Below are 26,339 nucleotides of genomic sequence, written 5' to 3' on the forward strand. Positions count from 1 at the left end.
CACAGATTGTGCTCGAAAATGGACAACATTGTTCGTATTTGACACTATTCAAATCGTAAGGCCCGAACAGGGTTTGATCGTGCTGCGCGATAGGTCTTGTACGAAACTGTAGCTAAAGCCACCGTTAGTGAGATCAGACCCGAGAATAAAAAGGTCAGCACAGAGAGATCCACAGAAAAAGCAAAATTCTGAAGCCACCAGGTACTCAAGTAGTAAGCACTAGGCGCAGAAATCACAAAGGCAATGAGCACTAAGATCATAAAATCCTTGGTCAGCAAGAAGACAACCTGAGGGATGGTGGCCCCGAGTACTTTCCTAACCCCTACTTCTTTGATGCGCTGCTCTGCCGAGAATGAAGCCAATCCGAATAAGCCTAAACAAGCAATGAGAACCGCTAAGAGCGCGAAGTAAATGATGATGCTACTGAGCTCCTCCTCAGACTGATACATGGCGTTAAGTTCATCTTCCAAAAAAGCATACTCAAAAGGTTGAGCTGGTGCAAACTCATTCCAGGTAGCTTCGATGCGGTCAAGGGTCGCTTGATCAAAATCGCTTGCTAGTCTGACAAAAACGTGTTGAAAGCCGGGAAAGAAATAAGCGTAGAAACAAGATTCTGTTTTTCGCTGCAAGGGTTCGAAATTGATATTATCAATCAATCCGATCACTCGCTTACGCTGCCAGTTTCCTTGAAAATCCTGAATTTCGATCACCCGCCCCACGGCATCATCGGCCATATTTAGTTCCTCTGCCGCCTTCTTGTTGATGATGATCGCACTCGTCGAATCACTGGGCTGATCAGGATCAAAATACCTGCCCTCCAAGAGCTCAATTCCCATGGTCTGTAAATAGTCAAAGTCTACATTGATCCCAGCCAAATTCAATCCACTGGTTTCTTCTGCGATGGTCTCTGACTTGACAAACATGATGGGGCGCAAGCCTCCCGGTTTGCTGAAAGTGGCGGTAACACTTTCGATACTAGGATCACCAAGGAGCTCGGTTTTAAATGTGTTCAACTGTGGCGTGATGGCTTGATTGGTATTCGCGATCATCAAGACATTCTCCTTTTGAAAACCAAGCGGCTTATTCTTCATAAAACTGAGCTGATCGAAAACTACGCTGGTTCCTATGATCATGACGATCGAAATGACGAACTGGAACACGACCAAGGCTTTCCTGAAAAGACCAGAACTCCCCATACCAGGGATCAATTTCCCCTTGAGCACAACCACTGGTTTAAATGCCGATAAGAATAGGGCTGGGTAAATGCCAGATCCTAGACCAATAAGCGCGACAACCACAACCAAAGCCACTATAATAGTGGGTTCTAAAAGCATGGCTCTGCCTAGGGGCTTATTAAGTAATGCGCCAAAAGGCTCAGCGATCAATACGACCAGCATAACGGAAAGAACAGCGGAAACAAGAGCCAAAACCAAGGATTCTCCCAAAAATTGGCCAATTAGCTGTTTTCGGTATGCCCCTAAGACCTTACGAATGCCCACTTCTTGTGCTCGCTTGGCAGAACGCGCTGTCGCCAAATTCATGTAATTGATACTGGCGATGATCAAGATGAATAGAGCAACCGCTGCGAGAATATATACCACATCAATACTTCCATTGGGAACGATCTCATTCCTCAAATTGGAGTATAGGTGTATGTCGGTCAAGCTAGTTAAGGAAGGATTGAACATGTTTGCGCGTTCCTTGTCTATATGGCGCTCTTCTAGCTCATTGAATTTGTCTTCAATTATGTATTGGCTATCCTCATTTAATACTTTGATGTAACTATAGAAACCATCTCCCCGCCAATTATTATCCATTGCCGCCCCGTTGTTATTTTGACGGTTTCTTATGGTTTCGAGACTGAACAACATGCTAAACTGTATGTGTGAATTTTTAGGGGGATCTTCCATCAATCCCCTTACCTCATAATTCACATCACCCTGCCCCTTAACTGTTATCTTCTTCCCTATTACGGACTCCGTACCGAAATACTTCAAAGCCGCTGATTTAGTCAAAACGATGGTATTAGGGTCAATGAGTGCCCTTTGTTTATCCCCCGCTATCCAATTGAAATCAAAAAACTCTAAGAAATTCTTTTCAGCAAAAAAGTGGTCTTCCTCTCGGAAAAGTTCGGTGTCTACCTCAATGATGACTTGTTGGCCCCCACCCGTTAATCGAGTAAAATCCGTTACCTCTGGTAATTCCTCATACAAGGCAACAGGTAAGGCTGGAGGGCATGTGGGATAACGATAGTTGCCATTGGACAGCTGTAATTCGTTGTTGATCCGTAAGATCCGTTCAGCGTCACGATGAAAACGATCATAGCTCAATTCATACTGAATCACGAGAACGATCAGTAAAAAACTCGTCATTCCGACCGTCAGGCCAAAGATATTAACACTCGCATAAGCAAGGTTTTTGGTGATGGTGCGGATAGCAATGGTGAAGTAATTCTTAAACATGCCCAAACGATTATTAGATCAAGCTAAGCATATTTAAGATGGTAAAAAAGTAGTCTAATGAAGCCCAAGCGAGGGGATTAGTTGTCTTATGAATGAATCAATTCGCTCCCAATTCTTATCTTTAACTAAAATGAACAGCATGTCCAAGGCACTATTTTCAATCCTATTCGTCTTTTTTATCATCAGCCTTAACGCACAAGAGCGAATACAACAAGGAAAAATGTACAAAGGAGGGGACTTTGTTTATGCTCCACTCACAGGCACCTATTTCACTATACCCGAACACTGGAGGGGCTATGCCACACAAGAAACAGAAATGATGACCCTGAGCTCGGACACTTCAAATGCCACGCTTAGGATCTTCTCTGTAAAAGACAATCTAGTGTCTATCAAGAAGCGAATCAATGCTGGTTTTCAGATCACACCAGGCGTAGTGATCCGTCCCATCGGTGAACCCAATTTTCAAGACAATATTCTGTCTACCGAGGTGTCCATGAGTAATGACAAGAATATTAGTGGCTACTATTTTGTAAAGTGCGGAGAGTATGGGAATTGTATAGGTTTTCTATTCGGTACTCAAACAAAAACCCATGGTCTCTATTTCGATGGTCTCTACGAAATGCTGCACAAAGTAGCGCTAAAAGAGCCTACGATAGTGGAGCCTGGTGCCGATTATAATTGGTCAAAGGAACTTTCCGGCAAACACTTGTTTCATTATGAGTCATCCAGTTCCGGAACGCTTGGCAACCAACTCTGGCTTTGCGCTGATGGCACCTTCACCGCAAACCTCAAGAGAAAAGGCATGTTCAACAAGGGCAATCAGAAAAAGATCAAAGGTAATCACAGCGGGAACTATCGATTAGAGGGAATTGGCAAAGAGGGTGTCTTGGTATTGACCTTTGATTCAATGAACGGCTACGAAATGGTATTAAAAGGAGTCTGGAAAGACAATGAGGTCTATTTTAACGGGGTCAAATACTTCAAAGCCATTCATCAACGCTGTGATTAACGTTCACCTTCTTCCCAGAACTTCATCCTCTTCTTTTCGAACTATACTTCTCCATGGTTTTCTCTTCCTCATGCCCTTATTCGTCAAAGCACAAGAGGCACTACCCTATGACTTAAATAAGCCAACAGAAATCCTGACCTTACCCAAATACCTGGAGGAAATATCCGGGCTGAGCTACTACCACGAAGACGCCTTAGCTATGCTCAATGATGAGCATGGAGACATGTACATTTATGACCTAAAACAAAAAAAGGTTATTGACAAAATTCCTTTTAAAGGAAAGGGTGACTTTGAAGGCATTGAACGCGTCAGGGATCAAGTTTTCGCAGTGAAGAGTAATGGAACTCTTTATAAATTCCAAGTGGGCAAAGAAGGGGTAGTTGAAAAAATAAAAACGCCATTTGAACATGCCAACGATATCGAAGGACTCGCCTATGACCCATTCAATGATTTGCTCCTCTTTGCCCTAAAGGGTAGCGGAGACGTAGGTGCTTTTGACGTAAAAGGAAAAGGAATCTATGCTTATGACTTATCTACTGCATTGTTTATTGAAGAACCAACCGCTGTCATTCTCAACAAAGAGATCGAAGAATTACAAGATGACAACTTTCACTTTAGACCTTCGGGACTAGCTATCCACCCCATCAGTAAAGAACTCTATGTGCTATCTGCCTCAGACCCTGCTTTGGTCGTATTTGATCAGACCGGTCGCCTGAAAAATCTAATTCCTTTGAATAAAAAGCTCTATCCTCAACCTGAAGGAATCACCTTTGCTCCCTCAGGCCGCCTTTACATTTCCAATGAACGAAAAGGTGGCGGAAAGCTATTGGTTTTTGAACAACAAAGAGACAGCAAGAACTAGCGATCGGTTTCAGGAAAAAGGTAACCTCAACACAAATTCAGAGCCCTTACCTTTATCTGAAATCAATTCTATTTGACCACTATGCATTTCGATAAATTGCTTTACAATGACCAAACCTAAGCCAGTGCCTTCAATATCTCCTACATTAGATGCTCTACTAAAGGACTCAAATAGTTCTGTTTGATCTTTCTTCGGTATACCTATCCCCTCGTCTTTGATCCGCACCACTACCTGATCTTCGAGATACTCTATCATTACCACAGGATCGCCTGCCCCTTCTGAATACTTCAACGCGTTATTGATTAAATTCGAAATGGCATGTGAGATCAGCTGACTATCAAGGGAAACTTGTACTTCCTTCCCCTTCACAACCAATTGGACGTTCCTATCAGGGTAAGGGACTTTGATCTCAACTATGGATTGTTTGATGATATTAACAAGTGATGTGAAGTCCTTATTAAGTTTTGTTTTCCCTACATCAAGTCTACCCAGTGTAAATACATCTTTCAGCAAAGAGTTAAGCCGCTCCAGCTCGCTTCTGATCCTGCCAACATGCTTGGAGAGTTTCTGATCAGTAGGGCCATCTGCATTGTCGATGTACATACTGATGAGCTCATTACTCGATTGTATGGTCGTTAGCGGTGTTCTGAATTCATGCGAAGCCATTGAAATAAAGCTCGATTTCAACTTGTTGAGCTGACGCTCTTTTTCAAGGGCTTCAATACGTTCTGAAATATCCCTTGTAGAAGACTGCAGCAGGTTCACCTCTCCCTTGCTATTCATAATGGCGGTAAGAGACGTTTCTACCCACAACCATTTCATCGCCTTATTTCGAATCTCATAGGTCATCTTCACATCTTTCCCATGGTTGACGGCAGTTTGCTCTACCGTATCAACAATTACTTTTTGATGTTCAGGACGAATCAGCTCCAGTGGATTGGTTCCCTGTAATTCTTCCTCGCTGAAGCCAATAAGTCGTTTACAGGAAGGTGAGATGAACAGCAATTCTCCGTTAATCTTGTGCAACCCGATAACATCACCGGAATTTTCTGAAACTAGCTTATACTTCTCTTCTTGAAGCTTTAACTTTTCTTCTGTTTTTAGCTTTTCGGTGATATCCAGTTTATTGGATCGTATGTAGATGGGTTGTTGCTGTTCGTCGAGAATCACTCCTCCTCGTGATTCTATCCAACGATATTCCCCATTCTTATGACGCCACCTAAATACTGCTGACCCTTCCTTCATTTTAGCCTCAACGGCGTCATTTATTCCATCTCTCATCAATTCCTGATCATCCGGATGAATAAACTCCAGTGTATTCTTACCGATAATGTCCATTGGGTCATAGCCCAGCGTTTCCTTAACAGAGGGCGTGATGAACACGTAATTGCCCTTTAAATCCATCAATGAAACTACATCCTGAGAGTTTTCTGTAATGAGCTTATAGCGTTCTTCACTCTCCCTGAGCTTTTCTTCGGCCAAAATTCTCTCCGTTACATTCCGGGTTGAGGTTTGCAGGTACATTACTTCGCCTGCATCGTTCAAAATGGCACCTCCGGTAGATTCCAACCAGACCATGTAACCATCCTTATGCATGGCTTCATAGACTATGGTGATACTACTTTGTTGCTTTTTGATCACTTTGAGCATGGCATCACTTACCTCATGCAAGTGCCTTTCAGTAATGATATCTCGCAACCTTAAATTCAAAATATCAGCCGGTTCATAGCCTAAAATATCTTTGGAAGAAGGACTAATGAACACGAACTCTCCATCGACAGACTGCAAGCAAATACAATCCTTCGAGTGCTCTGAAATTAATTTATACTTCGCTTCACTCTCTCTTAATTTCGACTCCGCCACCTTTAATGAGGTGATGTTCGAAACAGAGCCGACCACACGAACGGGCTGCTTGTCAGCATTATAAAGGAGTTTACCTTTGATCAAGGCATAGATGATCTTACCGCTATTGGCAAAGAGGCGAGACTCTGTCGTGAAATCTGAGGCTCCTTCTTCAATCTTGCCTTTGTAAACTTCAATAAAGTTTTTGTAATCATCCGGATGAAGATACCTGACTAGCAAATCCTTATCTAATGGATTCTGAATAGGCTCTAGGTCCATAATTTCCCAAAACTGGGGAGACAAGTAGGATGTATTTCGAAGAAAATCATACTCCCAGATGACATCATTAGTGCCCTCAACCGCTAATTGATACCGCTCATTGGACTGCTGAAGCTCCTTCTCCAGTTCCTTTCTAACGGTAATGTCCTGCAAAATGGTAATGTAGCAGGGCGTTTCATTAAAATCGAGTGGCATGGTGGATGCACTCACCCAGAACTCTTCCTTCTTTTTGTTCATTAGGACCAGTTCATGGTTTTGAACATGGCCTTCACTTTGTAGACGATTGATGTAGCTTTTTCTTCCTGAGAAGCTCTGGTAGAACTGAATTAATTTCTGACCAAGGAAATCCGTAGGGTCCATCCCAAAAACCTTGAATAAGACCTCATTAGCAAAAATGATCTTACCAGATTTCTTTTCTGATATAAACACCGGGTCTGGAAGCGCATCGACAATGCTTTTGAGTCTTTGCTGGCTCAACTCCAGATTCATTCGGTTACGACGAATCGTATCAATGTCGATGGTAATTCCATCCAACCTGACGGGCTTTTTATTGACATAAGCGACGCTCAGTCGGTCCCTAAAGTAATGGTAACTCCCATCCTTTCTTTGCACCCGGTAGGCGTAAGTCCCTCTACCATTGCTCAACGTATTGACAAACTCTTCAAGCACGCGATCCCTGTCTTCTGTATGAATCTGCTGTTGCCATTCCTCAATGGTTCTTGGCAAAATGCCAAAAGGATGACTTTCATCAACGGGGTGCTTGGGCTTGTTATGATAGGTGATCTGATACGGCTCATGTGAGAGATCAATGGACCAAATGGTCTCTGTCAAATTTTGGACAACCTCCTCTAACTGAGAGAAATTACCGTTGGCATCTACAATTTTGTCTAATGTGTCCTTAAAAGTGCTGTCCATCCCTGATTCCCTCATTAAAAGCCTTATTTGAGTATTTTTAAATTACAATTTTCGTACTTTTCGCCAACGTATCTAGTAAAACAGAGATTCACCTAAAACAAATTTTTTATACAAATGGAATCTTCATATCGCAATAGCCCAAGAATTCTTATTGTGGAGGACGAGCCATTCATCGCTGAAAATCTTCAGGAAATGCTCAGCATTTTTGGTCATGAAAATACAGAGATAGCAAATTCTGCGAATCAAGCCATCAAAGCCATTAAAACATCAAGACCAGACCTCGTGCTGCTCGATGTAAAAATTAAAGGAGACCAAGACGGCATTGAATTGGGAGGAATTATCAAAGAACAATACCAGCTTCCTTTTGTCTACATCACCTCTTACTCAGATAAAGAAACGGTAAATCGAGCAAAACATACCCAACCACTTGGTTTTATTGTAAAGCCTTTTACCAAAGATGATGTTTACGCAGCGATCGAGGTGGCCCTATTCAACAAGAACAGAATTGCCGTTAAGGGAAGTACGAACATCCTCGCTTCTTCAAACCCCACTACCTACAACAACGATTCGATCTTTATCAAAAAGAAAGGAATGCTGGAAAAGGTGAAGTATGAAGAACTCTTATGGATTGAGGCAGCAGGCAATCATATCACCGTCAAAGTAGAAGACGGAAGGGAATACACGATCAGAAAGTCCCTCAAAGAAATTACTGACAAGCTTCCTAAGGATAGGTTCTTAAGGGTGCATAAATCATTTGTTGTGCTTGTGGATGCAGTGACGGCCATTGACACCAGCTTCGTTTATCTCGGTGACAAACAAATTCCGATTGGAAGATCGTACTACAATGCCTTTACTGCGACCCTGAATACGATTAGCGCCAGTTAGATTTACTGAACTTGTAAAGAATGGTTTGTTGAGCGTCTGCTTTTTCACTTAAGGTAAAATAGCCAGAGGCGTCTGATGTCCATGCAATGGCCTCGCCTTGTGGCTCGGGTTGATACGGCAGCCGTTGACCAGGGCGCTTTAATAGCTCTTCCATGCTTTCTTGCTCAGCCTTTTTCCAATAGTAGACATTGAGGTAATTCTTGATCAAAACTTCTGTTCCATCAGCACTGATATCACCAGCGGTCATGTAGGTAAAGGGTAAATCCGAAACCCAAATGGCCGTGTCCATGGAGGTGGTTTTTTGTGGATAGTCCAATCGATAAAGCCTGACATTTTCTTCTCTCTTGGTAACCAAATAGAGGTGTTTTGTAGAAGGATCAATCATGAGGACCTCGGCATCTCTTGCACCGTCCTCATAAACGAAATCTATGCGCTCGACCTGATCAAGATCAACTTGCACAGGAGCATCGATTCCGTTCAAATCAGTTGCTGAGGGTTCTAGTACTCTATAAATGGATAGAGAAGATCGAATGGCCTGGTTGTCGCCAATATCCCCCACGTATAGATATTGTTGTTCATTCACAGGACCCGGCCCAATGGCCAGGTCTTCCCAATCTATATTTTTGGCTTGCTTAAGGACATACCTTCCTTTCTCCATCCCCTTCTGATCGATCAAAAAAAGCGCAGGTTCTCCTCCACTGTCGTTGTGAGCCCAAAGGTGAGCGGGGTATGATCGGCTAGCAGCCAATCCGGAGGCTTCGTCCAACGCAGGGACCTTAAGAATAGCGAGTGTATCTCCAACACCAAATAGATCGGATGGAACTGTACGGTCTTGTTGTAACTTGGTACTTGCTCTTTGTTCTTGACAAGCGAATAAAAAGAAAAGAAGAATGACCGTCGCAGATTGGGTCAAAACTTGTCGGACAACGAAACAAGACACGGTAAAGCGCTTTATCCTATTTGAGGGAAGCACGAACTTCTGCGACTTTTTTCTTCGTCACCATCTTCTCGGCTTCATTTCCCCACGAATTCATCACGTAATTAAGCACATCTGCGATGGCCTGATCATCAAGTCCTGATGCAGGCATTACTTGGTTGTATTTGGTGCCATTCACCACAATTTCACCTTGTAACCCATCAATGAGCGATTTAATGGCTCTATCGGTGTCTTCCATCAAATAACCTGATTTCGCCAGTGGAGGAAATACTCCAGCGATACCTTGGCCACTGTCCATATGGCAGGCCAAGCAAATGCCTTGGTACTCACCTTTTCCTCTCTCCATACTTGCTTTTAGTGCGTCATCTTGCGTGGTAAATGCTGTTGATACCACAAATAATAGAAGTAATGCGAACGTCAATTGTATTCTTTTCATGGAGTCTAATTCTTCTGTTAATTTAAGTCTATTTCTACTTGATTCTTAATCAAGTCATCAAACTCTTCTCTTTTTCTGATCAAATGGGCAGCTCCTTTGTAAATGAGTACCTCTGCAGGTCTCAATCTTGAATTATAATTGGAAGCCATGCTAAAAGCATAAGCTCCTGCATTCTTGAAGGCCAGAATGTCGCCTTCCTTTACTTCGTCAATCTTTCGGTCCAGGCCAAAGGTGTCCGTCTCACAAATATAGCCTACTACTGTATACACCCGCTTTGTACCATTTGGGTTGGAAACATTAAAGATCTCATGATAAGCGTCATACATCATCGGACGAATCAGGTGATTCAATCCTGAATTCACGCCAACAAAAGCCGTTGCCGGGGTCGTTTTGATCACATTGGTTTTAACAAAAAAGTGGCCCGACTCGCTTACCAAGAACTTACCGGGCTCGAACCACATCTCTAGTTCTTTGCCATAACCCTTACAAAACGCTTTGAAGGCTCCGCTGAGCTTCTGACCGACCTCTTCAATGTCTGTTGTGATGTCTCCCTCTTTGTAGGCCACTTTAAACCCACTGCCAAAATCAATAAAGGCTAATTCCTCAAAATGCCTCGCCGCATCAAACAAGATCTCGGCGGCTCTTAAAAAGACTTCGGCATCCAAAATATCTGAACCGGTATGCATGTGCAAGCCCGTCACCTGAATACCATAGGTTTTAACGATACGTTCGATATGAGCCAGTTGGTAAATTGAAATACCAAACTTGGAGTCGGCATGGCCGGTAGATATCTTTTTATTTCCTCCCGCCATGATGTGCGGATTTAATCGGATGCAAATGGGTACAGTGCCATGGTAAGCATTTCCAAATTGCTCCAACAAGGAGATATTGTCCAAGTTGATCATAACGCCAAGAGCTACCCCTTCTTGAACCTCTGCAAAGTCAACGCAATTTGGCGTATAAAGTATTTGATCTGGTCGAAACCCTGCTCTTAAGCCCAATTTAACCTCTTCGATAGAAACGCAATCGAGCTCTGAACCAAAACTCTTTAAGAGCTTTAAAATGGAAATATTGGACAAAGATTTACAAGCATATTTCACTTTCATGTTCACCCCCTCAAAAGCCGATTTCAACTTGTTCAGCTGCTGTTCGATCTTGTTGGCGTCATACACATAGAGTGGCGCTTTATACTGCTTGACCAACTCAAGAACATCTATTCCTTGAATTGAATACTTGTTATCTACTAGTTCCATCCCGTGAATTTAGGACGCCAAATATACGCCTAACACAAATAAAAAAGGGGAAGTACATCAATTTACTTCCACCAATCACAATGAATAGGAATGGTTTACTCTACGACAATTCGTTTAGTGAGCGCTTTTCCATTCTGAATCAATTTTAAAACAAAGGTTCCTTTACCCTCAGTAGTCAAATCGATACCTTGTTCCAAATATCCACCATTGGGTGTTTTCACCTTATTGTAGATCTCATTCCCTTTTTCATCGACAATGATCATCTGTATAGGAGATTCATTTTCCGTGCTTAGCTCAATGTCGAAGCGACCGTCACTTGGGTTTGGATAGAAACTAATATCATTCAAGCTCAAGGCTTCCATTTGATCAGTGCCCACCAGCTGTTTGTCTTCCTCTCTTGCGGTACGCACATAGGCTTTTGCCCGTTGAATCACTTTCACCGTCTCATCCTCTCGATTCGTCCAAAAACCAAAATCTTCTTCATCCCATCCATCAAAACCAAATTGAAAGTTTCCAAACTTATCTCTCAAGGCCTCTTGCAAGGAGTCTAGGTCAGTAATCTCTTCTCCATTAAAAAAGAATTTCCCATTGTCGTTCTTGAATTGAAATCGCTGCATCAGACTATCCATATCCATGAAGTGTTGATCGTCGAAATCAAAAAAGAAATTACGATCACCAAAACCTCGCATCATTTCTTGCATCCGCTGCCTAAGCGACTCCATTTCTGATTGAAAGGCATCATCATCCCAGAATTGTCCGCCAGGACCACTATGAAGAAAGAATTTTGGGCGTTGAGTCGATCCAAAACCTTGAGCTTGCCATCCTAAATCAATGCCATATTCTTCTAGATGAGGATCGTTGTACATGTCATCATATGAGTCATAGGATTTTTCAAAGGTTGTTTCATCATTGCCCTTTTTGATGATCACTTTCAACTGCACCTTACCGTCCGCGGCAGTCGATATGCTCACCGATTTACTCTCTTGTGTTCCTTGTGCCTGCAGGCTGGTTTGTGAAAAAAACGTGACTATCGCAACAATCGATAGCGCCTGTAACAATGTAAAAATTGTGACTTTTGACCTGTTCATCTGTTTGAGTTTTAAATTCATCGTAAATCTATTTTGACATACTGATAAGCCATGTTAAAGGGTGGTTAAAGGATGTTAATAATTGTTAAGCAAGCCCATGAGCGCATGTTTTTCACGTACTTTTGATCAATGGGTAAACTGAGAATTAGATATTTGATTGGCTTAATGAGCATGGCGCTATTAGGGCTAATCATTTTTCAATTCTATTGGATCACGGAGGTAACTGCCGCAAATAATGACCGGTTCAACCAAACGGTTCAAAATGCCTTAAATGCCGTGACCAATAAATTGGCCATGCAAAACGATTACAACTTTTTACAACAAGACGTCAATCGTGCCATTCCTTATAGACAAGCTCGTTTAGAATCGATTAGAGACACGCTAAAAACCATTGACGAGCGCAGTGAGCAACCTCGTCCTCCGTCCATTGAAAACCAAATGGACTACTTCAACAGCATTTTTAGCGTTTCAGTTGATGAAGCTACTGGCCAGCTGTTTTTCAATGTCGACTTCGAAGCCTTCATGAATCAACCTCCTCCTGGCTTTGGGCCTGCGAATAGCCGGAATCAGCAACCGAGACAAGTTGACCTGGAAAATCAAATGAACCGAAGAATGAACATGCTCAAACAAAGTTGGGCAACGCATTTGGTAGGAAGTGAAAATATTTTCGAACGCATTGATGTTTCACAACTGGATGCCTTTCTGGAACAAGAACTCAAGAATAGAGGAATCGAATTAGCCTATCATTACGGGATCATCAAAAAGAATGAACAAGCCGTTCGTTACCAAAACACCTCAAACAAAGAAGGAGCAGACGCTTTGCTGAATTCCTCGCTGGAAGCCAATCTCTTTCCCATGGACCTTGTCCAGAAGGATTTTGTGCTGAGCATCAATTTCCCAAAGAAAAACAACTACCTGATCATGCAAGCAATTGTTCCCCTGTCTGCTTCAGGCTTTCTCATGTTGGTTGTTATCGGTTGTTTTGGCTATGCCGTTAAGGTCATTCTTCGTCAAAAAAAGATCTCAGATGTAAAAAATGACTTCATCAATAACATGACACACGAATTCAAAACACCCATTGCGACGGTTTCCTTAGCTACCGAGGCGCTACAAGACAAAGATCTTCGACAAAATGAAAGCATAGTCGACCGGTACATCAATGTCATTCGTGAAGAGAACAAACGCCTGGGTGCTCAGGTGGAAAAAGTGCTTCAAATTGCTTCCTTAGACAAAAAAGATTTCAATCTTAAAATTGAAGAAACGGACGTACACGAGATCATAGAAAGTGCTTTATCCAATATCAAGCTGAGCATAGAAAAAAAGGGTGGTTCATTGACCAGCCAGCTCAATGCCAAGCGATCGCTTATCGAAGCAGATAAGGTGCATTTGACTAACATCATTTACAATTTGGCTGACAACGCGAATAAGTACTCTCAGGAAAATCCTGAGATTCACATCCGCACCGAAAACATCTCCACAGGTATCATTATCCGAATTTCGGATAAGGGCATTGGCATGTCGAAAGAGGCGCTTGAAAAGATTTTCGATAAATTTTTTCGTGTATCCACTGGGAATCGCCACGATGTGAAAGGCTTTGGACTTGGACTATCGTACGTTAAAGACATTGTCGAAATGCATAAAGGCGAGGTAAGCGTGAAAAGCGAACTTGGAAAAGGCAGTACATTTAAAATCTATTTACCTTATCATCATGGCTAGTTTTAAAATCCTTTTAGTAGAAGACGACCTCAACCTAGGTCAGATCTTGAATGAATACCTCAGTGTAAAAGGGTATGAAACGAAGCTATGCAGAGATGGAGAAGAAGGGCTGCATGCATTCAAGCAAGAGGCTTTTGACCTTTGCTTGTTCGATGTGATGCTTCCAAAGAAAGATGGATTTTCAATGGCCAAGGAGATCAGAAAAACTGATTCGGTCACACCAATCATTTTTCTCACTGCGAAATCCATGAAAGAGGATACGATTGAAGGGTTCAAATTGGGTGGTGATGACTATATCACAAAACCTTTTAGCATGGAAGAACTGTTGCTGAGGATTCAAGCAATACTGAGAAGAACGGCAGAACATAATCCGCAGATTTCAGACCAAAAGATCTTTGAATTTGGCAGGTTTCATTACGACTATGACAAGCAATTATTGACCATTGACGGAGAAAGCACAAAGCTGACCTCAAAGGAATCTGAATTGCTGAGACTACTTTGCCTTCACCTCAATCAACCCCTAGACCGTTCAACAGCACTAAAAATCATCTGGAGAGACGATAGCTATTTCAATGCCAGGAGCATGGATGTTTATATTGCCAAACTCAGAAAGCACCTCAAAGCAGATGAAAGCGTGCAGATCATGACCTTACACGGTTCTGGTTTCAAGCTGATCACGGATGCCCAGTCAGAATAATTGGCACTTTGCTACATCATCAGATTTTAGTATATTATTTGGCTTCGTTGTCAACAAAGATTTAACTCTTAGGCCGTAGCGTCTGATATTTTTATCATTATTTTTGGCTGCTTAATTCGACAATCTATGATTCAGATCATTCCCTCTATAACGATTATTGATGGAAAACTTACTCGCTTAAAGCAAGGGGACTATTCGAGCGAAACCGTTTATAAAGATAGCCCTGTTGACATTGCTCGGCAGTTTGAAGAATACGGCGTAACCAAAATCCATCTCATCGACCTTGATGGCGCGAAAAAAGGTTCTCCAGTGAATTACCATATACTTGAGACTATAGCAGGTTACACTAATCTGAAGATCGATTTTGGAGGGGGCATCTCTACCGATGGCGACATCAACAAAGCCTATGAATATGGTGCTACTTCTGTAACGGCATCTTCCATTGCCGTATTAAAAAAGGAACTCTTCTCTTCTTGGTTATTGTCTTATGGCCGTGAAAAAGTAACGCTAGCCGCCGATGTGAAAGATGGAAAGATCGCCATCCGAGGATGGCAAAAGAGCACCAACACCAATATTGACGATCACCTGGATTACTACTACATGCGCGGAATCAAAATGGTGAAGAGTACTGACATTGCTAAAGATGGAATTCTTGAAGGACCAGCTTTCGATCACTACGATCGTTTGGTTAAAAAATATCCGGAAATCCACTTCATGGCCAGCGGTGGTGTGCGAAATGTCGATGATATCAAAAAATTGGAAGAAATTGGTGTGAAGAGTGTCATCTTTGGCAAAGCCTACTACGAAGGGAATCTGACCTTAAAGGACATAGAGGGCTTATTGAAATAATCAGAAGTTAAAGTTTACCCTAAGATTGACATTGGTGCCGAGTTCATCGGCATAATAACGAAAACGATTCAGATAGCTTCTGTACCTAGTATTCAAGACATTGTCGACACTCAGAAAAAAGTCCAGGCGCTGGGCTTGATTTTTTAATGGAAGCGAGAATCCAGCATTCAAATTAAGTAAAAGGTAGTCGTCTGGAACATCTAGGATATCAAAGACACTAGGATCGTCGGCAAAAAGATCTTGGTCATTCTGTTGCGCATCTCTGATCTCTGCTACTGTCACCACCCTTGGCGCATTTACCTGTTCGAAAACGTATTGTGCATTTACGCCAAGAAAAAGGTTTTCTACTCTTCTGGAAGGAAAGGTTTTTTCTAGTCCTAACTCTAGTTGTCCCGGAGGAATGCCGATCAACGGATCTTGCGTTTGCTGATCCATGGCCCTGATCAAGGCCATCTTTGCTGAAAACAGTAAATCTTTATTGACTTGATAGCTATAGTCCATATCCGCGCCTATGAAATAAGCATTGGTTTGCTGGTAGCGAAACACAGGAAAAGCTCCTCGGATCGTCAACGCTACTTCTTCCGGCCGAAGGTATATATAGTCGTAGATGTAATTGTAATAGGCTGCCAATTCAAATCGAGACCTATTTTTCTCTCTTGAGAGAGTAGTGATCCATTTGATCGCACGTTCACTTCTCAGGCTATCATTTCCCTCTTCAATGGAAGCCGCTCCATGATGGAGGCCTTCGCTAAACAGTTCATTTACATGTGGTGCGCGCCAAGCTGTACCAAGGTTGGTTCTAAGGTTCCATTCATCCGACAAGAACAAAACCGCGCCCAAAGAGCCAGTGAAATTACTGAAATTAAATGTTGGCTTCAGCAGCTGGTTATTTTCGTCGAATCGCTTGATAAGGTAATGCTTAAAATCATACCGTACGCCTGCCTCGAGTTCATAGCCCAGCTGAATGTACCTGATGATTCCGTGAGCCCCTGCTGTCCAATTTTCAAAATCAGGAATTAAGGGACGGACACCCGTTTCCGGGTTATTCTCATTGTTTTGATACATGAAACTAGCCCCAAAGTCTCCTCGCCAATCATTGACGGCCGGTACTTCTAGGTCCAGTTCTACAATATGCGTGTAGAGGTCTAAAGACAAACTTGGGATCTCCGACCGACCACCACGTCGTATATCAAATTCCCTTCGTTGATTATGCTGAAACCCATATTGTGCCGAAACTTCGCCAAGCCCTTCTACATCCAAATGACCATTGATCTTTGCCAGTTGATGCCTGACCTTCTGGTAAGGATTGTTGATGTCGTAGCTAAAAGGATTAACGACCAAAGGCCTTTCCGCACCAACGGCGTTTTCGAGGTCAGTCAAGTTACCGAAATGGGAACTCCTTAAAATGGCATATTCTGCATCAAAGGCACTGTAATACAGTTCAATGCCTGCGTCTTCTTTGTGATAGCCTAAGCCCATCGAATAATTCAACTCCTCCATGCCCGTATTGGTCAACCGATAGTCGGGTGCCTGGGCATCTCCTGCTTTCTTATATGTTCCTTGAACTCTCCATCCAAAACCGTTGCTTCCCCCTTCTAAAATGCCTGAACTCGAATAAAGCCTATTGTTGGTAGCACCAATGGCGCTGATCTTCCCTGAGATCGGCCCTGATCTAGGCAAATCATCCGGGTTGACCAAGATTACTCCACCAATCGCATCAGATCCATATTTTACAGCTGCCGCACCTTTGACCAACTCTAAATTATTGGCCATAAACGGATCGATCTCAGGTGCATGCTCTTGACCCCACTGCTGTCCCTCTTGTCTGATCCCATTATTAAGAATCAAAATGCGATTGCTGTGCATCCCGTGTATGATCGGTTTCGTGATGGTAGGCCCAGTCTGCAACATATTCACTCCAGTAAATGCTGTTAACACTTCCCCCAAGCTTTTTGCAGGTAGTTTGCTGAGCTCAAATTCATCCAGTTGACCCACCTTTAAGCTGGCAATGGCCTTTGCTTTATTGGCTTCCACGGTCACTTCTGCCAGCTCTTTAGAATCTACTTGCAATATGATCTCAATCGTATTCGCTTGAATGGAAAGATCGATTGACTGCTCGAAGGTTTGAAAACCCAAGTACCTGATACGTACGCGAATTTGCGCAGAGCAAAGGTTTTCAAAACTAAATTCTCCCTGGTCGTTGGCCACGGTTGATTCATGCAGATCGAGGAGCTCAATGGTGGCGAGTGGCAAGGAACTGTTGTCTGCCCCGGAAAGCACCTTGCCTTGAAAAACCACGTTGCACTGCCCCATCAATAGTGACGTGGAAAACAATAGGGCAAAGAAAATGAGGGCACTTCTCATAGAATTGCAACATTATTGCAATTAATCGGTAAATCAAACGAGTACTTGATAAAGGGTTAGTCGTCTGCGTTGTCTACTTTGCGGTATTTGTAGAACAAGTAATACAGAAAATTATAGGAGAGTTTTTTCGCCTCCGCTTTCGGCTGCGCTTCATTATCATTTTCCTCTCTTGGAATAAACCCTGTATTGAATCTAGCAGTTGGTTGAGCGGTAGAAGATTTGATCTCGCTTAATTGATCCTTAGCCAGTCCGAACGCAGGCCTGGCATGGGCAGAATCCATTTCATTTTCTAAAATAATGGGTCTCTGCTCTCTTTCTTCAGGAATTATTGGATCACCTTCTTGCGCTTGAATTGAGAAAGCGATAAGGGACAAAACAAATATGAAACTTAGTTTTTTAGCCATTCTTCCTCTTTGGGAAGTCAAAGGTAATAAATCTTCGGTTATTAAACGATTGCAATTATATTTTGTTCAATTTATTCATCACATGCCTTAACAAACGTGTTTTCATTATGTCACAAAATAATCCGATCATCACTTGGGAAGATTTCAATAAAATCGACCTGCGCGTTGGCACCATTGTTCAAGCGGAAGTTTTTCCTGAAGCAAAAAAAGCAGCATTTATTCTCTATGTGGACTTAGGAAAAGAGATTGGAATTTGTAAATCAAGCGCACAGATTACCGACCTTTACACTGTCGACTCATTGCTTGGAAAACAAGTAGTTTGTGTGACTAATTTTCCAACAAAACAAATTGGGCCCATGCGATCTGAAGTGTTAGTTACTGGTTTTCCTGACAAGGATGGAAAAATTGTACTTTGCACTTCAGATAAAACCGTTGAGAACGGCGTTAAACTTCTATAATTACACAAGATGCAGATCAAATTGTCCAAAGCCCTCAATGGAAATGCTATTATTCAAGACCGACTAGGCCTGAGCTCACAGGATATTGCTCAAGTCCTAGCGTTTAGTCGAATTTATAGCCTTGGAGCAGGTACCTTATTGGTTATCCATCAGGCAGACATTGAATCGCTTCAAAAGGAGTCCTTAACATTGATCGAACACGAAGGCCTGCGTCATCTGGTAGTGATCGGCAAGAAAACTGATCTCGTTACCCTCGATACGGCAGTCATTTATTTTGAAACGGAAGAGGCCTTCATTGCTTCCGGTTTATTTGAAGAGCATCAAGACAGTTATTTCATATTAAAAGGGAATCAGATCTTTCGTTTTGAAAAAGCGTTGCGTGCCTTTTCCAGACGATCCCATAAAACGGAGCTCAGGGTCAATCTCGGGCAGATCAGTCAAAACATTGAGGCGTTCAAACGAAAATTGAATACCACTACCAAGCTCATGGTGATGGTAAAAGCCTTTGCTTATGGCGCTGGGGGAGTGGAAGTATCCAAATGGCTACAGCACAAAATGGTGGATTACTTAGCTGTTGCTTTCATTGACGAAGGCATTGAGCTAAGAAAGAACGGCATCGAGTCACCAATTATGGTGATGAGCCCGGGGATGGATGATGCTCCGCTTTTGTTAGCCTATGACCTTGAGCCTGAGATCTACGACCTTCATCAATTGGCCAATTATTCAGCTTTTTTTCAGCAGCAAGGTCGGAGGCTACATGTACACATCATGCTCAACACCGGAATGAACCGACTGGGATTTGATGAGGAGCAAATCGAAGCGCTGATCCACTTTATCCATTCAAATGATGGCATAGAAGTCAAAAGTCTGATGACCCATCTAGCCGCGGCCGATGACCCCAATGAAAAAGCTTTTACCTCTGCTCAGAATGAACAATTTCTGCGCATGGTTAAGCGGATGAAAACAGCTCTTTCCATTAGCCCTTTATTGCATAGCTTGAACTCCTCAGGCATCAGAAATTACCCTCAATACCAATTCGACATGGTGAGATTAGGCATAGGCATGCATGGAATTGGCAATGATGAAAGCACCGAATTACGTTTTCCGGCTTCCTTAAAAACCACCATTACACAAATAAGAAACGTGCGCAAAGGAGAAACTATCGGTTATGGGCGGATGGGGAAAGCTGATAAGGAATTGACGATCGCTACCATACCTGTTGGCTATGCCGATGGGTATTTAAGATGCTACGGAAATGGCAAAGCATATGTCACCGTTAATGGCAAAAAAGCCAAAACAATCGGAAACATTTGCATGGACATGACCATGCTTGATATTACAGGAATTGAGGCACAAGTAAATGATGAAGTCACCCTTTTCGGAGAATCCCCTACCATAGAAGAACTTGCAACTTGGTCTCAAACCATCCCTTATGAGGTCATCACAGGCATAAGTTCGAGAGTGCAAAGAACCTTCGTTCGCTAGCCACCACAGCCCATGTTCTTCTTGAGATCGACTCCTGAAGGAAACCCGCCAAAATCAAAGCCCTCTTCTTGTGGTTCTTCTGCTCTAGTCGTGGACTTGCCTTTTGGCATTTTTGAAGTCTGAGGCTTCTTTGGTTTTGGCTTTTCCATATCTTGATAACGGTTTCGGCCCATTTTTGATTCAAACAATCAGTGAAGATTCTACACAAACAATTCGAACAAATCGACAACAGTCAGTTGATCGTTTTTAGAGTGGCTTTTGGGCTTCTCCTCATGGCAGAATCATTCGGTGCCATCCTTACAGGTTGGGTCCGCCGTGCATTCATAGAACCAAGCGTTAATTTCACAACAATTGGGCTGGAATGGTTGCAACCCCTAGATGGCAACGGCATGTATGTTTACTTTGCTATCATGGGGGTCTGCGGTATAATGGTCGCTCTAGGCTATCACTACCACTGGAGCCTTGGCTTTTTCACGTTGCTCTGGACAGGAGCTTATTCCATGCAAAAGTCCTTTTATAACAACCATTATTACTTACTCATACTGCTCTGTCTTCTCATGCTACTAGTTCCGGCCAACAGCTATTTTAGCCTAGGCTCAAAACGGAAGCCGAGCATCACATCACTCCATTGCAGGAGGTGGCATATCAACATTTTCATTCTTTTGTTGTGGATCGTCTATACCTCCGCTGCATTGCAAAAAATCTATCCCGGTTGGTTGGACAACGAGTTCATCAGCATTTCTTTTCGAGCTAAATCTTCATACCGGCTCGTTGGTGAATTTCTGCAAGAGCATTTTCTTCAGCAATTGATCGTCTATGGTGGGATCCTTTTTGATGGGACAATAATCGTTTTTTTACTGATCCCTCAAACAAGAAAAGCGGCTTTCATGGTCTCTCTTATCTTTCACCTCTTCAATTCAGTGGTGTTCCAAATTGGGATATTTCCTTACCTGATGATCGCATTATGTGTTCTATTTTTCAACCCTGCTACAATAAGGCACATTTTCTTAAAGCAAAAACCTGCTGTCCCTGACCCACAACCTGTCCATTCCTTAACCCTGCCGCAAAAGCTTTTAACAGCCGGATTGATTCTGTTTTTTGCCCATCAGATCTATTTACCGCTAAGACACCATCATTTCAAAGGAAATGTGTTTTATACCGAAGAGGGCCATCGCCTTTCATGGCGCATGATGCTGCGATTCAAAACAGGTAGGCTCAATTACGAGGTAACCGACTTGGCAAGCGATTCCACCTGGGTTGTTTATCCCAAGGATTTCCTGACATCCAAACAAACAAGCGCTATGGCGGGGAAGCCGGATATGATCTGGCAGTTTGCTCAGCACCTCAAGAAGGAATATGCCATACAAGGAAAAAAAGTAAGCATTAAAGCGCATGCGAAAGCACGCTTGAATCTAGGGGAAGAATATACACTGATCGACCCACAAATCGACCTCGCTGCAACAAATTGGAATCGTTTTCAGCATTCGGACTGGATATTGAGTCCTAATTAAAAAGTAGCCTTGGTTTTGTTCTTGGTGCGACGTAACTTGCGTCTTTAAAATTAATCTAAATAAAGATTGAGAAATTTAAGCCAGCTAAAGATCAATCAAACGGCTAGAATCAAAGACTTTCTGGACAAAGACCTTTCCGTAAAGTTAATTGAGATGGGCTGTTTACCGGGAACTGAAATAAAAATCAGACTCATTGCGCCATTCGGCGATCCAATCGCTGTGAATGTAGCTGACTACTGCCTCTCCATTCGGAAGAGAGATGCCCGAAATGTTTTACTAGAAGACTAAAACCACAGTTTTGGCCGATCTTACCGTAGCGCTTGTTGGTAATCCAAATTCTGGTAAAACAACCATTTTCAATCTCCTGACAGGGTTAACACAGAAAACCGGTAATTTCCCCGGTGTTACTGTTGACAAGAAATCCGGTTCCTTCAAATTGGACGACGGAAGAAAGGTGGAATTGGTTGACCTTCCTGGATGTTACAGCATTTACCCAAAAACCTTGGACGAACAGGTCGTTCAAGAAGTGATCTTAAATGAAGATCACCCTCAGCATCCCGACCTTATTTTGGTCGTAGCCGACACAACCAACTTAAAAAGAAACCTTCTGCTCTTTACCCAAGTTCGAGACCTAGGCATTCCCTGTATCTTGATCTTAAACATGATCGATGTTGCGGAAAACCGCGGCTTACGAATTGATCTACGCAACCTACAAATTGACCTTGGGGTACAAATCATTACTGCAAATTCAAGAACAAAGGCAGGTGTAAAAAGCATCAAGGCGGCCATTGCTGAAGGAGGAAAAACGTCAAAGTCATTTTTCTATGACCCGACCGTTACGCACGGTGATCTTCTGAACGAAGTCATAGGCCTAGCAGATGAGCAAAATAGCTACAAAGCGCTTCAGTCAGTTCAACATTTAGACTACAGCTCCTACCTACCCGCGGCAAAGAAAAGCAACATCCAACAATTGGTTGAAAAACACTCATTCGATCGCAACGAAGCACAAAAAGAAGAAGCAAGCGCACGCTACACCAAGATCGAAAAGATCATCGAACGCAACCTGAAGGCTGACAAACCACGTGAAATGATCAATGAGCGATTGGATAAAGTACTCACTCATCCAATTGTGGGCTATCTAATCTTTTCGGTCATTATTATTTTGATCTTTCAAGCCATTTTTGCCTGGGCAGAATGGCCCATGACGCTCATTGAAAATGGGTTTGCAGACTTTGCCGATTGGACCAGGAAGACACTGCCCGATGGTGTTCTTAACGACCTCATCACGGATGGAATCATTGCCGGCCTAGCCGGAGTACTCGTGTTCATTCCCCAAATCGCTATTCTTTTTGCCTTTATTTCTCTTCTGGAAGAGACGGGCTACATGTCAAGAGCCGTATTTCTGATGGACAGGATCATGCGCAGTTTTGGACTGAGTGGAAAGAGTGTTGTGCCCTTAGTTTCCGGAATGGCCTGTGCCATACCTGCCATCATGTCCACTCGATCTATTGAGAGTTGGAAGGATAGGCTCATCACCATTTTCGTGACTCCCTTTATGTCTTGTTCGGCTCGGCTCCCGGTTTACACCATTCTGATTGGGCTAATTATCGAAGAAGATGCCAAGTTTGGCCCATTCAATATGCAAGGATTAGCCCTCACGGGCATGTATTTGCTTGGTTTTTTAGCGGCCATTGGCTCTGCGGCCTTTTTAAGGTTACTCATCAAAGCCAAACACAGCAATTACTTTGTCATGGAGTTGCCAGACTACAAATGGCCAAGTTTGAAAAACGTAGGACTTACCATTTATGATAAGACCTTAACCTTTGTCGTGGAAGCCGGAAAAGTGATCATTGCCATCTCCATCATCCTGTGGGCCATGGCTTCCTATGGTTTCAACGATAACTTTCAGAATGCGGATCGTATCGTAGAACAGCAGATGCCCCCTAATTACACCGAAGCGGACTATGAGAATCAGCTGGCTTCCTTTAAGCTGGAATACTCTTTGGCTGGTACTTTTGGTAAAAGTATTGAACCCTTGATCAAGCCTTTAGGCTATGATTGGAAAATTGGTATCGCACTGATCACCTCATTCGCCGCCAGAGAAGTCTTCGTCGGAACCATCAGCACAATCTATAGTATTGGTGCAAATGAGGAAGATGAGCTGACCATTCGGGAAAGGCTCAGAAATGAAGTGAATCCGGAAACTGGCGGCCCTGTGTATACACGGGCCGTGGGTATGTCGCTACTGGTCTTTTATGCCTTTGCAATGCAATGCATGAGTACACTTGCAGTGGTATACCGTGAAACGAAAGGTTGGAAATGGCCCTTATTACAATTGGCATATATGACCTTGGTTGCCTATGGTGCCGCCTATTTGGTCTATCAACTTTACTCTTGATCGGGGGCGTAATTTAATGGCACCATGTCTGAGAATGCACCCCAGCGCCACCAGCCACCAATGTAATAAGCACTGCCATCGGTAAACTGACCCGGGTAGAGGATCTTTAGCTCCTTCTTCTCAAAAAAGAGGATGGATTTCTGAAAGAGCTCCACTTCATCCAAGTCCAAACCCATCACCTGATAACTATTCACACTTTGGTTGCCAATAGCGATCTGCGACCGAGACTTCTTATCGGTATACTTGTAATTCCCGCTTTTAGAAGCGCTCCGATAAAGCTTTTTATACTTGTCGTCCTCATAGGCTTTTGTATAAGTAATTTCTATATCCGATGTCGTCTTAAAAAGGTAAACGAACGGATCTTCAGTAGGTGTAACCGAAATGATTGCATTCACTGGTGGCGGGTTCAACGGAGTGGTGTATTCTGAGGTAACGGAATCGTATTGAATCACGTTAACAAGAAACCCTTCCTGTTCTAGCTGTCCTTCTATCAAGGAATTTAAAAAGTGTTGCAGCGAACCATTATAGGCCTGCTCGCGGGCTTCTTTCCATCGCCGAAACTGCCTGCGAGAACCGGGTTCCATTTCCTCGAATTTAGCGTTACCAACCAACATCTTTTGTCCGTTGACGAAGCGAAATTCATCAAGCAAATAACCGATGCGATAGCCCAAGGCATTATTTTCTACATAAAGGATGTCCTCCGCAGTTACATAGTAATTGGAGGAGGAATCCAGCATCTGGACTTCGAGTACTTGAGGATTCACAATCAAACAATCATCGGCATTATCAGATCTGCCGATGAATTCATCTTTAAAGTTTCGAAACGACTGCCTCTCCTCACGAGACAGCCTTTTTCTGTTCTTTCCAACGACCTGAATGCTCTCCAAGGCAATGGCGTCCAGTTCGAGTTCTATGACCACTTCAGAGGTTCTCAGACCTTCCTCATAATCTACCCTGATCGATTTACTCTTATAACCCACGTATGACACCACCACCTCAACAGAACTATTGGGTACATTCTCTAGCATGAATTGACCGGCAGTATCCGTCGCATCACCAAGCGTGGAATTGTCAATAAAAACATTGGCAAAGGGCAGTGGTTCCTTGTTGTTACTATCGATCACCCGCCCCGTGATGGTACGGTCGCTGAATTCCTCTTTTAGAACAAAAATGGTGTTTCTAAACTCACGATAATAGAGATCTACTCCATCAAAAATATCATCAAGAATTTCCCTCACTGCCTTGTCGACATAGGCTTTGGTGAGCTTCCCATCCTTCGGAATCACTTTACTGTTGTAGGAAAAGCTGATCTTCGATTGCCTATTAAGTTGTCTTAATGCGGTAGGCAAATTGGCGTTGGTAAAATCAATAGTGATCTTTTTGTCTAAGACAGATGAGCTGTCTTGGGCGAATAGATAGAAGCAATTGACACAAAAAATGGAAATCAGAAATTTCCTCAGCATGTACCAATTTAATTCTTACACGCGGTTCCTTCTAATTTTATGAAAGAATCTTTGATCTCAATTTTCTCGATGTTCGGAAAGATGGTTTTAATTGCTTCAAGCGCCTCCGTTAAGGTGTAATTTTCCAAGATTGCTCCATAGATACAATTGGCAAGCGCTTGCTCGTATTGAATTTCTACATTGTAGGCCTTTTCTAAATCTGCAAACACTTCATTCAATGCGGCATCCTCGAAAACAAGTCGCCTAGTCCACCAAGCGGCATAGTTCTTATTTTTTTGAGCCGTCTTTGTCAGCACTTTACCGTCTGCTGTCAAAATGCCTCGATCGCCAGCTTCAAACAAATCTTGTTTTGCTGTGGTCTTTGAAGCAAATTTTACTTTTCCTTCGGCAACGTTCAATTCAATATCTTCTTGCGGATAGGCATTCACTTCGAACACCGTCCCCAACACTTCAACACTTCCGTTATGGGCGTTGATGACGAAGGGTAAAGAGGCATCTTTAGTCACTTCGAAATTGGCTGCACCCATAAGATTCACTTCTCGATTGCTAAGACCGAAACCCTCTGCCAATTCAAGCCTTGAATTGGAATTCAATCGAACTTGTGTTCCGTCACTCAATTGGAATACGTCGATTTGAGAAGTGGTCGAGTAGACGACCTCCTGCCCTTGACTGGATTGATTGACTGTTCTACTGATAAAATAACCAGCAGTCAATACAATGAGCAATGTGGCTGCAATTTTTAAAAAGCTAAAGTTTCTTTTTGGCGTCATTTCAACCACTTTAGTGGAAAGACTTGGCTCAATTCGTTTGAAGGCTTCTTTGGAATTAAAATCTGGCCCCTCGGAGGTTCGATTGAGTAGTTCTATTTGAGCAAATACCTCATTTTGAAGCGCAGCGTCCTCTACCAAAAAACGTTCGAAATCGAGTCTTTCGGTCTTACCCATCTCATTCGCCAAATAACTGGCTATCTTCTCATGCATTACTTTTGCCTTAACTTCTGTAAAATTAACAACCTACATACCTAAA

At 42.8% G+C, this 26,339-nt stretch carries 22 protein-coding genes; 11 read left to right on the plus strand and 11 right to left on the minus strand.

All coding sequences use genetic code 11. The features are described 5' to 3' along the window. Positions 1-44 precede the first annotated feature (44 nt). Entirely contained in the window at positions 45-2,462 is a 2,418-nt protein-coding gene (locus AC2D6U_RS10265; protein ID WP_484720891.1) for an ABC transporter permease, read from the minus strand. Positions 2,463-2,601: 139 nt separating this feature from the next. Here AC2D6U_RS10265 and AC2D6U_RS10270 point away from each other — a divergent pair, with 139 nt between their 5' ends. Then, entirely contained in the window at positions 2,602-3,471 is an 870-nt protein-coding gene (locus AC2D6U_RS10270; RefSeq protein WP_484720892.1) for a hypothetical protein, read from the plus strand. Positions 3,472-3,541: 70 nt separating this feature from the next. Next, positions 3,542-4,333 carry an SdiA-regulated domain-containing protein gene (locus AC2D6U_RS10275; RefSeq protein WP_484720893.1) on the plus strand — a complete coding sequence of 264 codons (792 nt, stop codon included), beginning with the start codon at positions 3,542-3,544 and terminating at the stop codon, positions 4,331-4,333. 9 nt (positions 4,334-4,342) lie between these two features. On the opposite strand, the gene AC2D6U_RS10280 is transcribed toward AC2D6U_RS10275, so the two are convergent. Continuing rightward, positions 4,343-7,369: a PAS domain-containing sensor histidine kinase gene (locus AC2D6U_RS10280; protein ID WP_484720894.1), complete on the minus strand. Its 3,027-nt coding sequence runs from the start codon at positions 7,367-7,369 to the stop codon at positions 4,343-4,345. Positions 7,370-7,483: 114 nt separating this feature from the next. Here AC2D6U_RS10280 and AC2D6U_RS10285 point away from each other — a divergent pair, with 114 nt between their 5' ends. Then, the gene (locus tag AC2D6U_RS10285; RefSeq protein WP_484720895.1) at positions 7,484-8,254 is read left to right on the plus strand and encodes a response regulator; all 771 of its coding nucleotides are present in this window, start codon (positions 7,484-7,486) and stop codon (positions 8,252-8,254) included. Here AC2D6U_RS10285 and AC2D6U_RS10290 read toward each other — a convergent pair. The 4 genes from AC2D6U_RS10290 to AC2D6U_RS10305 all read right to left on the minus strand — a co-directional run bounded on the left by AC2D6U_RS10290 (position 8,241) and on the right by AC2D6U_RS10305 (position 11,989). After that, a complete protein-coding gene (locus tag AC2D6U_RS10290) occupies positions 8,241-9,167 on the minus strand; it encodes a hypothetical protein (RefSeq protein ID WP_484720896.1) in 927 nt (308 codons plus the stop codon). The two genes, AC2D6U_RS10285 and AC2D6U_RS10290, sit on opposite strands and share 14 nt — an antisense overlap. Positions 9,168-9,210: 43 nt before the next feature. Beyond that, positions 9,211-9,627 (minus strand): c-type cytochrome, encoded by a 417-nt coding sequence (locus AC2D6U_RS10295; RefSeq protein WP_484720897.1) that lies wholly within the window; start codon positions 9,625-9,627, stop codon positions 9,211-9,213. Between the two features lie 17 nt (positions 9,628-9,644). Then, complete coding sequence (gene lysA / locus AC2D6U_RS10300) at positions 9,645-10,880, minus strand: diaminopimelate decarboxylase (RefSeq protein WP_484720898.1); 1,236 nt, start codon at positions 10,878-10,880, stop codon at positions 9,645-9,647. 95 nt (positions 10,881-10,975) lie between these two features. Continuing rightward, positions 10,976-11,989: a T9SS type A sorting domain-containing protein gene (locus AC2D6U_RS10305; RefSeq protein WP_484720899.1), complete on the minus strand. Its 1,014-nt coding sequence runs from the start codon at positions 11,987-11,989 to the stop codon at positions 10,976-10,978. A 108-nt stretch (positions 11,990-12,097) separates the two neighbouring features. Here AC2D6U_RS10305 and AC2D6U_RS10310 point away from each other — a divergent pair, with 108 nt between their 5' ends. The 3 genes from AC2D6U_RS10310 to AC2D6U_RS10320 all read left to right on the plus strand — a co-directional run bounded on the left by AC2D6U_RS10310 (position 12,098) and on the right by AC2D6U_RS10320 (position 15,230). Next, positions 12,098-13,684 (plus strand): sensor histidine kinase, encoded by a 1,587-nt coding sequence (locus AC2D6U_RS10310; protein WP_484720900.1) that lies wholly within the window; start codon positions 12,098-12,100, stop codon positions 13,682-13,684. Continuing rightward, entirely contained in the window at positions 13,677-14,381 is a 705-nt protein-coding gene (locus tag AC2D6U_RS10315) for a response regulator transcription factor (protein WP_484720901.1), read from the plus strand. The genes AC2D6U_RS10310 and AC2D6U_RS10315 overlap by 8 nt, the downstream gene beginning before the upstream one ends. Before the next feature lie 126 nt (positions 14,382-14,507). Next, positions 14,508-15,230, plus strand: coding sequence for a 1-(5-phosphoribosyl)-5-[(5-phosphoribosylamino)methylideneamino]imidazole-4-carboxamide isomerase (locus AC2D6U_RS10320; protein WP_484720902.1), 723 nt, complete (start codon positions 14,508-14,510; stop codon positions 15,228-15,230). Here the strand turns inward: AC2D6U_RS10320 and AC2D6U_RS10325 are convergent, their stop codons facing one another. Both AC2D6U_RS10325 and AC2D6U_RS10330 read right to left on the minus strand, forming a co-directional pair. Beyond that, on the minus strand, positions 15,231-17,594 hold the full coding sequence (locus tag AC2D6U_RS10325) for a TonB-dependent receptor (RefSeq protein WP_484720903.1): 2,364 nt from the start codon (positions 17,592-17,594) through the stop codon (positions 15,231-15,233). Between the two features lie 56 nt (positions 17,595-17,650). Next, a complete protein-coding gene (locus tag AC2D6U_RS10330; protein ID WP_484720904.1) occupies positions 17,651-17,998 on the minus strand; it encodes a hypothetical protein in 348 nt (115 codons plus the stop codon). A gap of 107 nt (positions 17,999-18,105) precedes the next feature. On the opposite strand from AC2D6U_RS10330, the gene AC2D6U_RS10335 reads away from it, so the two are divergent. Both AC2D6U_RS10335 and alr read left to right on the plus strand, forming a co-directional pair. Continuing rightward, positions 18,106-18,456, plus strand: a complete 351-nt coding sequence (locus tag AC2D6U_RS10335) for a tRNA-binding protein (RefSeq protein ID WP_484720905.1) — start codon at positions 18,106-18,108, stop codon at positions 18,454-18,456. A gap of 9 nt (positions 18,457-18,465) precedes the next feature. Further along, complete coding sequence (gene alr, locus AC2D6U_RS10340; RefSeq protein WP_484720906.1) at positions 18,466-19,941, plus strand: alanine racemase; 1,476 nt, start codon at positions 18,466-18,468, stop codon at positions 19,939-19,941. On the opposite strand, the gene AC2D6U_RS10345 is transcribed toward alr, so the two are convergent. Next, positions 19,938-20,090, minus strand: a complete 153-nt coding sequence (locus AC2D6U_RS10345; RefSeq protein ID WP_484720907.1) for a hypothetical protein — start codon at positions 20,088-20,090, stop codon at positions 19,938-19,940. The genes alr and AC2D6U_RS10345 overlap by 4 nt on opposite strands. 42 nt (positions 20,091-20,132) lie before the next feature. On the opposite strand from AC2D6U_RS10345, the gene AC2D6U_RS10350 reads away from it, so the two are divergent. From AC2D6U_RS10350 to feoB, 3 genes are all read left to right on the plus strand, one after another. Then, on the plus strand, positions 20,133-21,452 hold the full coding sequence (locus AC2D6U_RS10350; RefSeq protein WP_484720908.1) for an HTTM domain-containing protein: 1,320 nt from the start codon (positions 20,133-20,135) through the stop codon (positions 21,450-21,452). Between the two features lie 66 nt (positions 21,453-21,518). Further along, positions 21,519-21,740, plus strand: coding sequence for a FeoA family protein (locus AC2D6U_RS10355; protein WP_484720909.1), 222 nt, complete (start codon positions 21,519-21,521; stop codon positions 21,738-21,740). 10 nt (positions 21,741-21,750) lie between these two features. Further along, on the plus strand, positions 21,751-23,850 hold the full coding sequence (gene feoB / locus AC2D6U_RS10360) for a ferrous iron transport protein B (RefSeq protein WP_484720910.1): 2,100 nt from the start codon (positions 21,751-21,753) through the stop codon (positions 23,848-23,850). Here feoB and AC2D6U_RS10365 read toward each other — a convergent pair. Further along, the gene (locus tag AC2D6U_RS10365) at positions 23,841-25,313 is read right to left on the minus strand and encodes a carboxypeptidase-like regulatory domain-containing protein (protein ID WP_484720911.1); all 1,473 of its coding nucleotides are present in this window, start codon (positions 25,311-25,313) and stop codon (positions 23,841-23,843) included. The genes feoB and AC2D6U_RS10365 overlap by 10 nt on opposite strands. A gap of 8 nt (positions 25,314-25,321) precedes the next feature. After that, complete coding sequence (locus AC2D6U_RS10370; protein ID WP_484720912.1) at positions 25,322-26,293, minus strand: FecR family protein; 972 nt, start codon at positions 26,291-26,293, stop codon at positions 25,322-25,324. Between the last annotated feature and the right edge of the window lie 46 nt (positions 26,294-26,339).

The organism is Roseivirga sp. YIW32 (genome assembly GCF_057219245.1).

Excerpts from the sequence above, each read along its gene's own strand:
- AC2D6U_RS10265 (WP_484720891.1), bottom strand. The coding sequence starts at position 2,462 with ATGTTTAAGAATTACTTCACCATTGCTATCCGCACCATCACCAAAAAC.
- AC2D6U_RS10270 (WP_484720892.1), top strand. The coding sequence starts at position 2,602 with ATGTCCAAGGCACTATTTTCAATCCTATTCGTCTTTTTTATCATCAGC.
- AC2D6U_RS10275 (WP_484720893.1), top strand. The coding sequence starts at position 3,542 with ATGCCCTTATTCGTCAAAGCACAAGAGGCACTACCCTATGACTTAAAT.
- AC2D6U_RS10280 (WP_484720894.1), bottom strand. The coding sequence starts at position 7,369 with ATGGACAGCACTTTTAAGGACACATTAGACAAAATTGTAGATGCCAAC.
- AC2D6U_RS10285 (WP_484720895.1), top strand. The coding sequence starts at position 7,484 with ATGGAATCTTCATATCGCAATAGCCCAAGAATTCTTATTGTGGAGGAC.
- AC2D6U_RS10295 (WP_484720897.1), bottom strand. The coding sequence starts at position 9,627 with ATGAAAAGAATACAATTGACGTTCGCATTACTTCTATTATTTGTGGTA.
- lysA (WP_484720898.1), bottom strand. The coding sequence starts at position 10,880 with ATGGAACTAGTAGATAACAAGTATTCAATTCAAGGAATAGATGTTCTT.
- AC2D6U_RS10305 (WP_484720899.1), bottom strand. The coding sequence starts at position 11,989 with ATGAATTTAAAACTCAAACAGATGAACAGGTCAAAAGTCACAATTTTT.
- AC2D6U_RS10310 (WP_484720900.1), top strand. The coding sequence starts at position 12,098 with ATGGGTAAACTGAGAATTAGATATTTGATTGGCTTAATGAGCATGGCG.
- AC2D6U_RS10315 (WP_484720901.1), top strand. The coding sequence starts at position 13,677 with ATGGCTAGTTTTAAAATCCTTTTAGTAGAAGACGACCTCAACCTAGGT.
- AC2D6U_RS10320 (WP_484720902.1), top strand. The coding sequence starts at position 14,508 with ATGATTCAGATCATTCCCTCTATAACGATTATTGATGGAAAACTTACT.
- AC2D6U_RS10325 (WP_484720903.1), bottom strand. The coding sequence starts at position 17,594 with ATGAGAAGTGCCCTCATTTTCTTTGCCCTATTGTTTTCCACGTCACTA.
- AC2D6U_RS10330 (WP_484720904.1), bottom strand. The coding sequence starts at position 17,998 with ATGGCTAAAAAACTAAGTTTCATATTTGTTTTGTCCCTTATCGCTTTC.
- AC2D6U_RS10335 (WP_484720905.1), top strand. The coding sequence starts at position 18,106 with ATGTCACAAAATAATCCGATCATCACTTGGGAAGATTTCAATAAAATC.
- alr (WP_484720906.1), top strand. The coding sequence starts at position 18,466 with ATGCAGATCAAATTGTCCAAAGCCCTCAATGGAAATGCTATTATTCAA.
- AC2D6U_RS10345 (WP_484720907.1), bottom strand. The coding sequence starts at position 20,090 with ATGGAAAAGCCAAAACCAAAGAAGCCTCAGACTTCAAAAATGCCAAAA.
- AC2D6U_RS10365 (WP_484720911.1), bottom strand. The coding sequence starts at position 25,313 with ATGCTGAGGAAATTTCTGATTTCCATTTTTTGTGTCAATTGCTTCTAT.
- AC2D6U_RS10370 (WP_484720912.1), bottom strand. The coding sequence starts at position 26,293 with ATGCATGAGAAGATAGCCAGTTATTTGGCGAATGAGATGGGTAAGACC.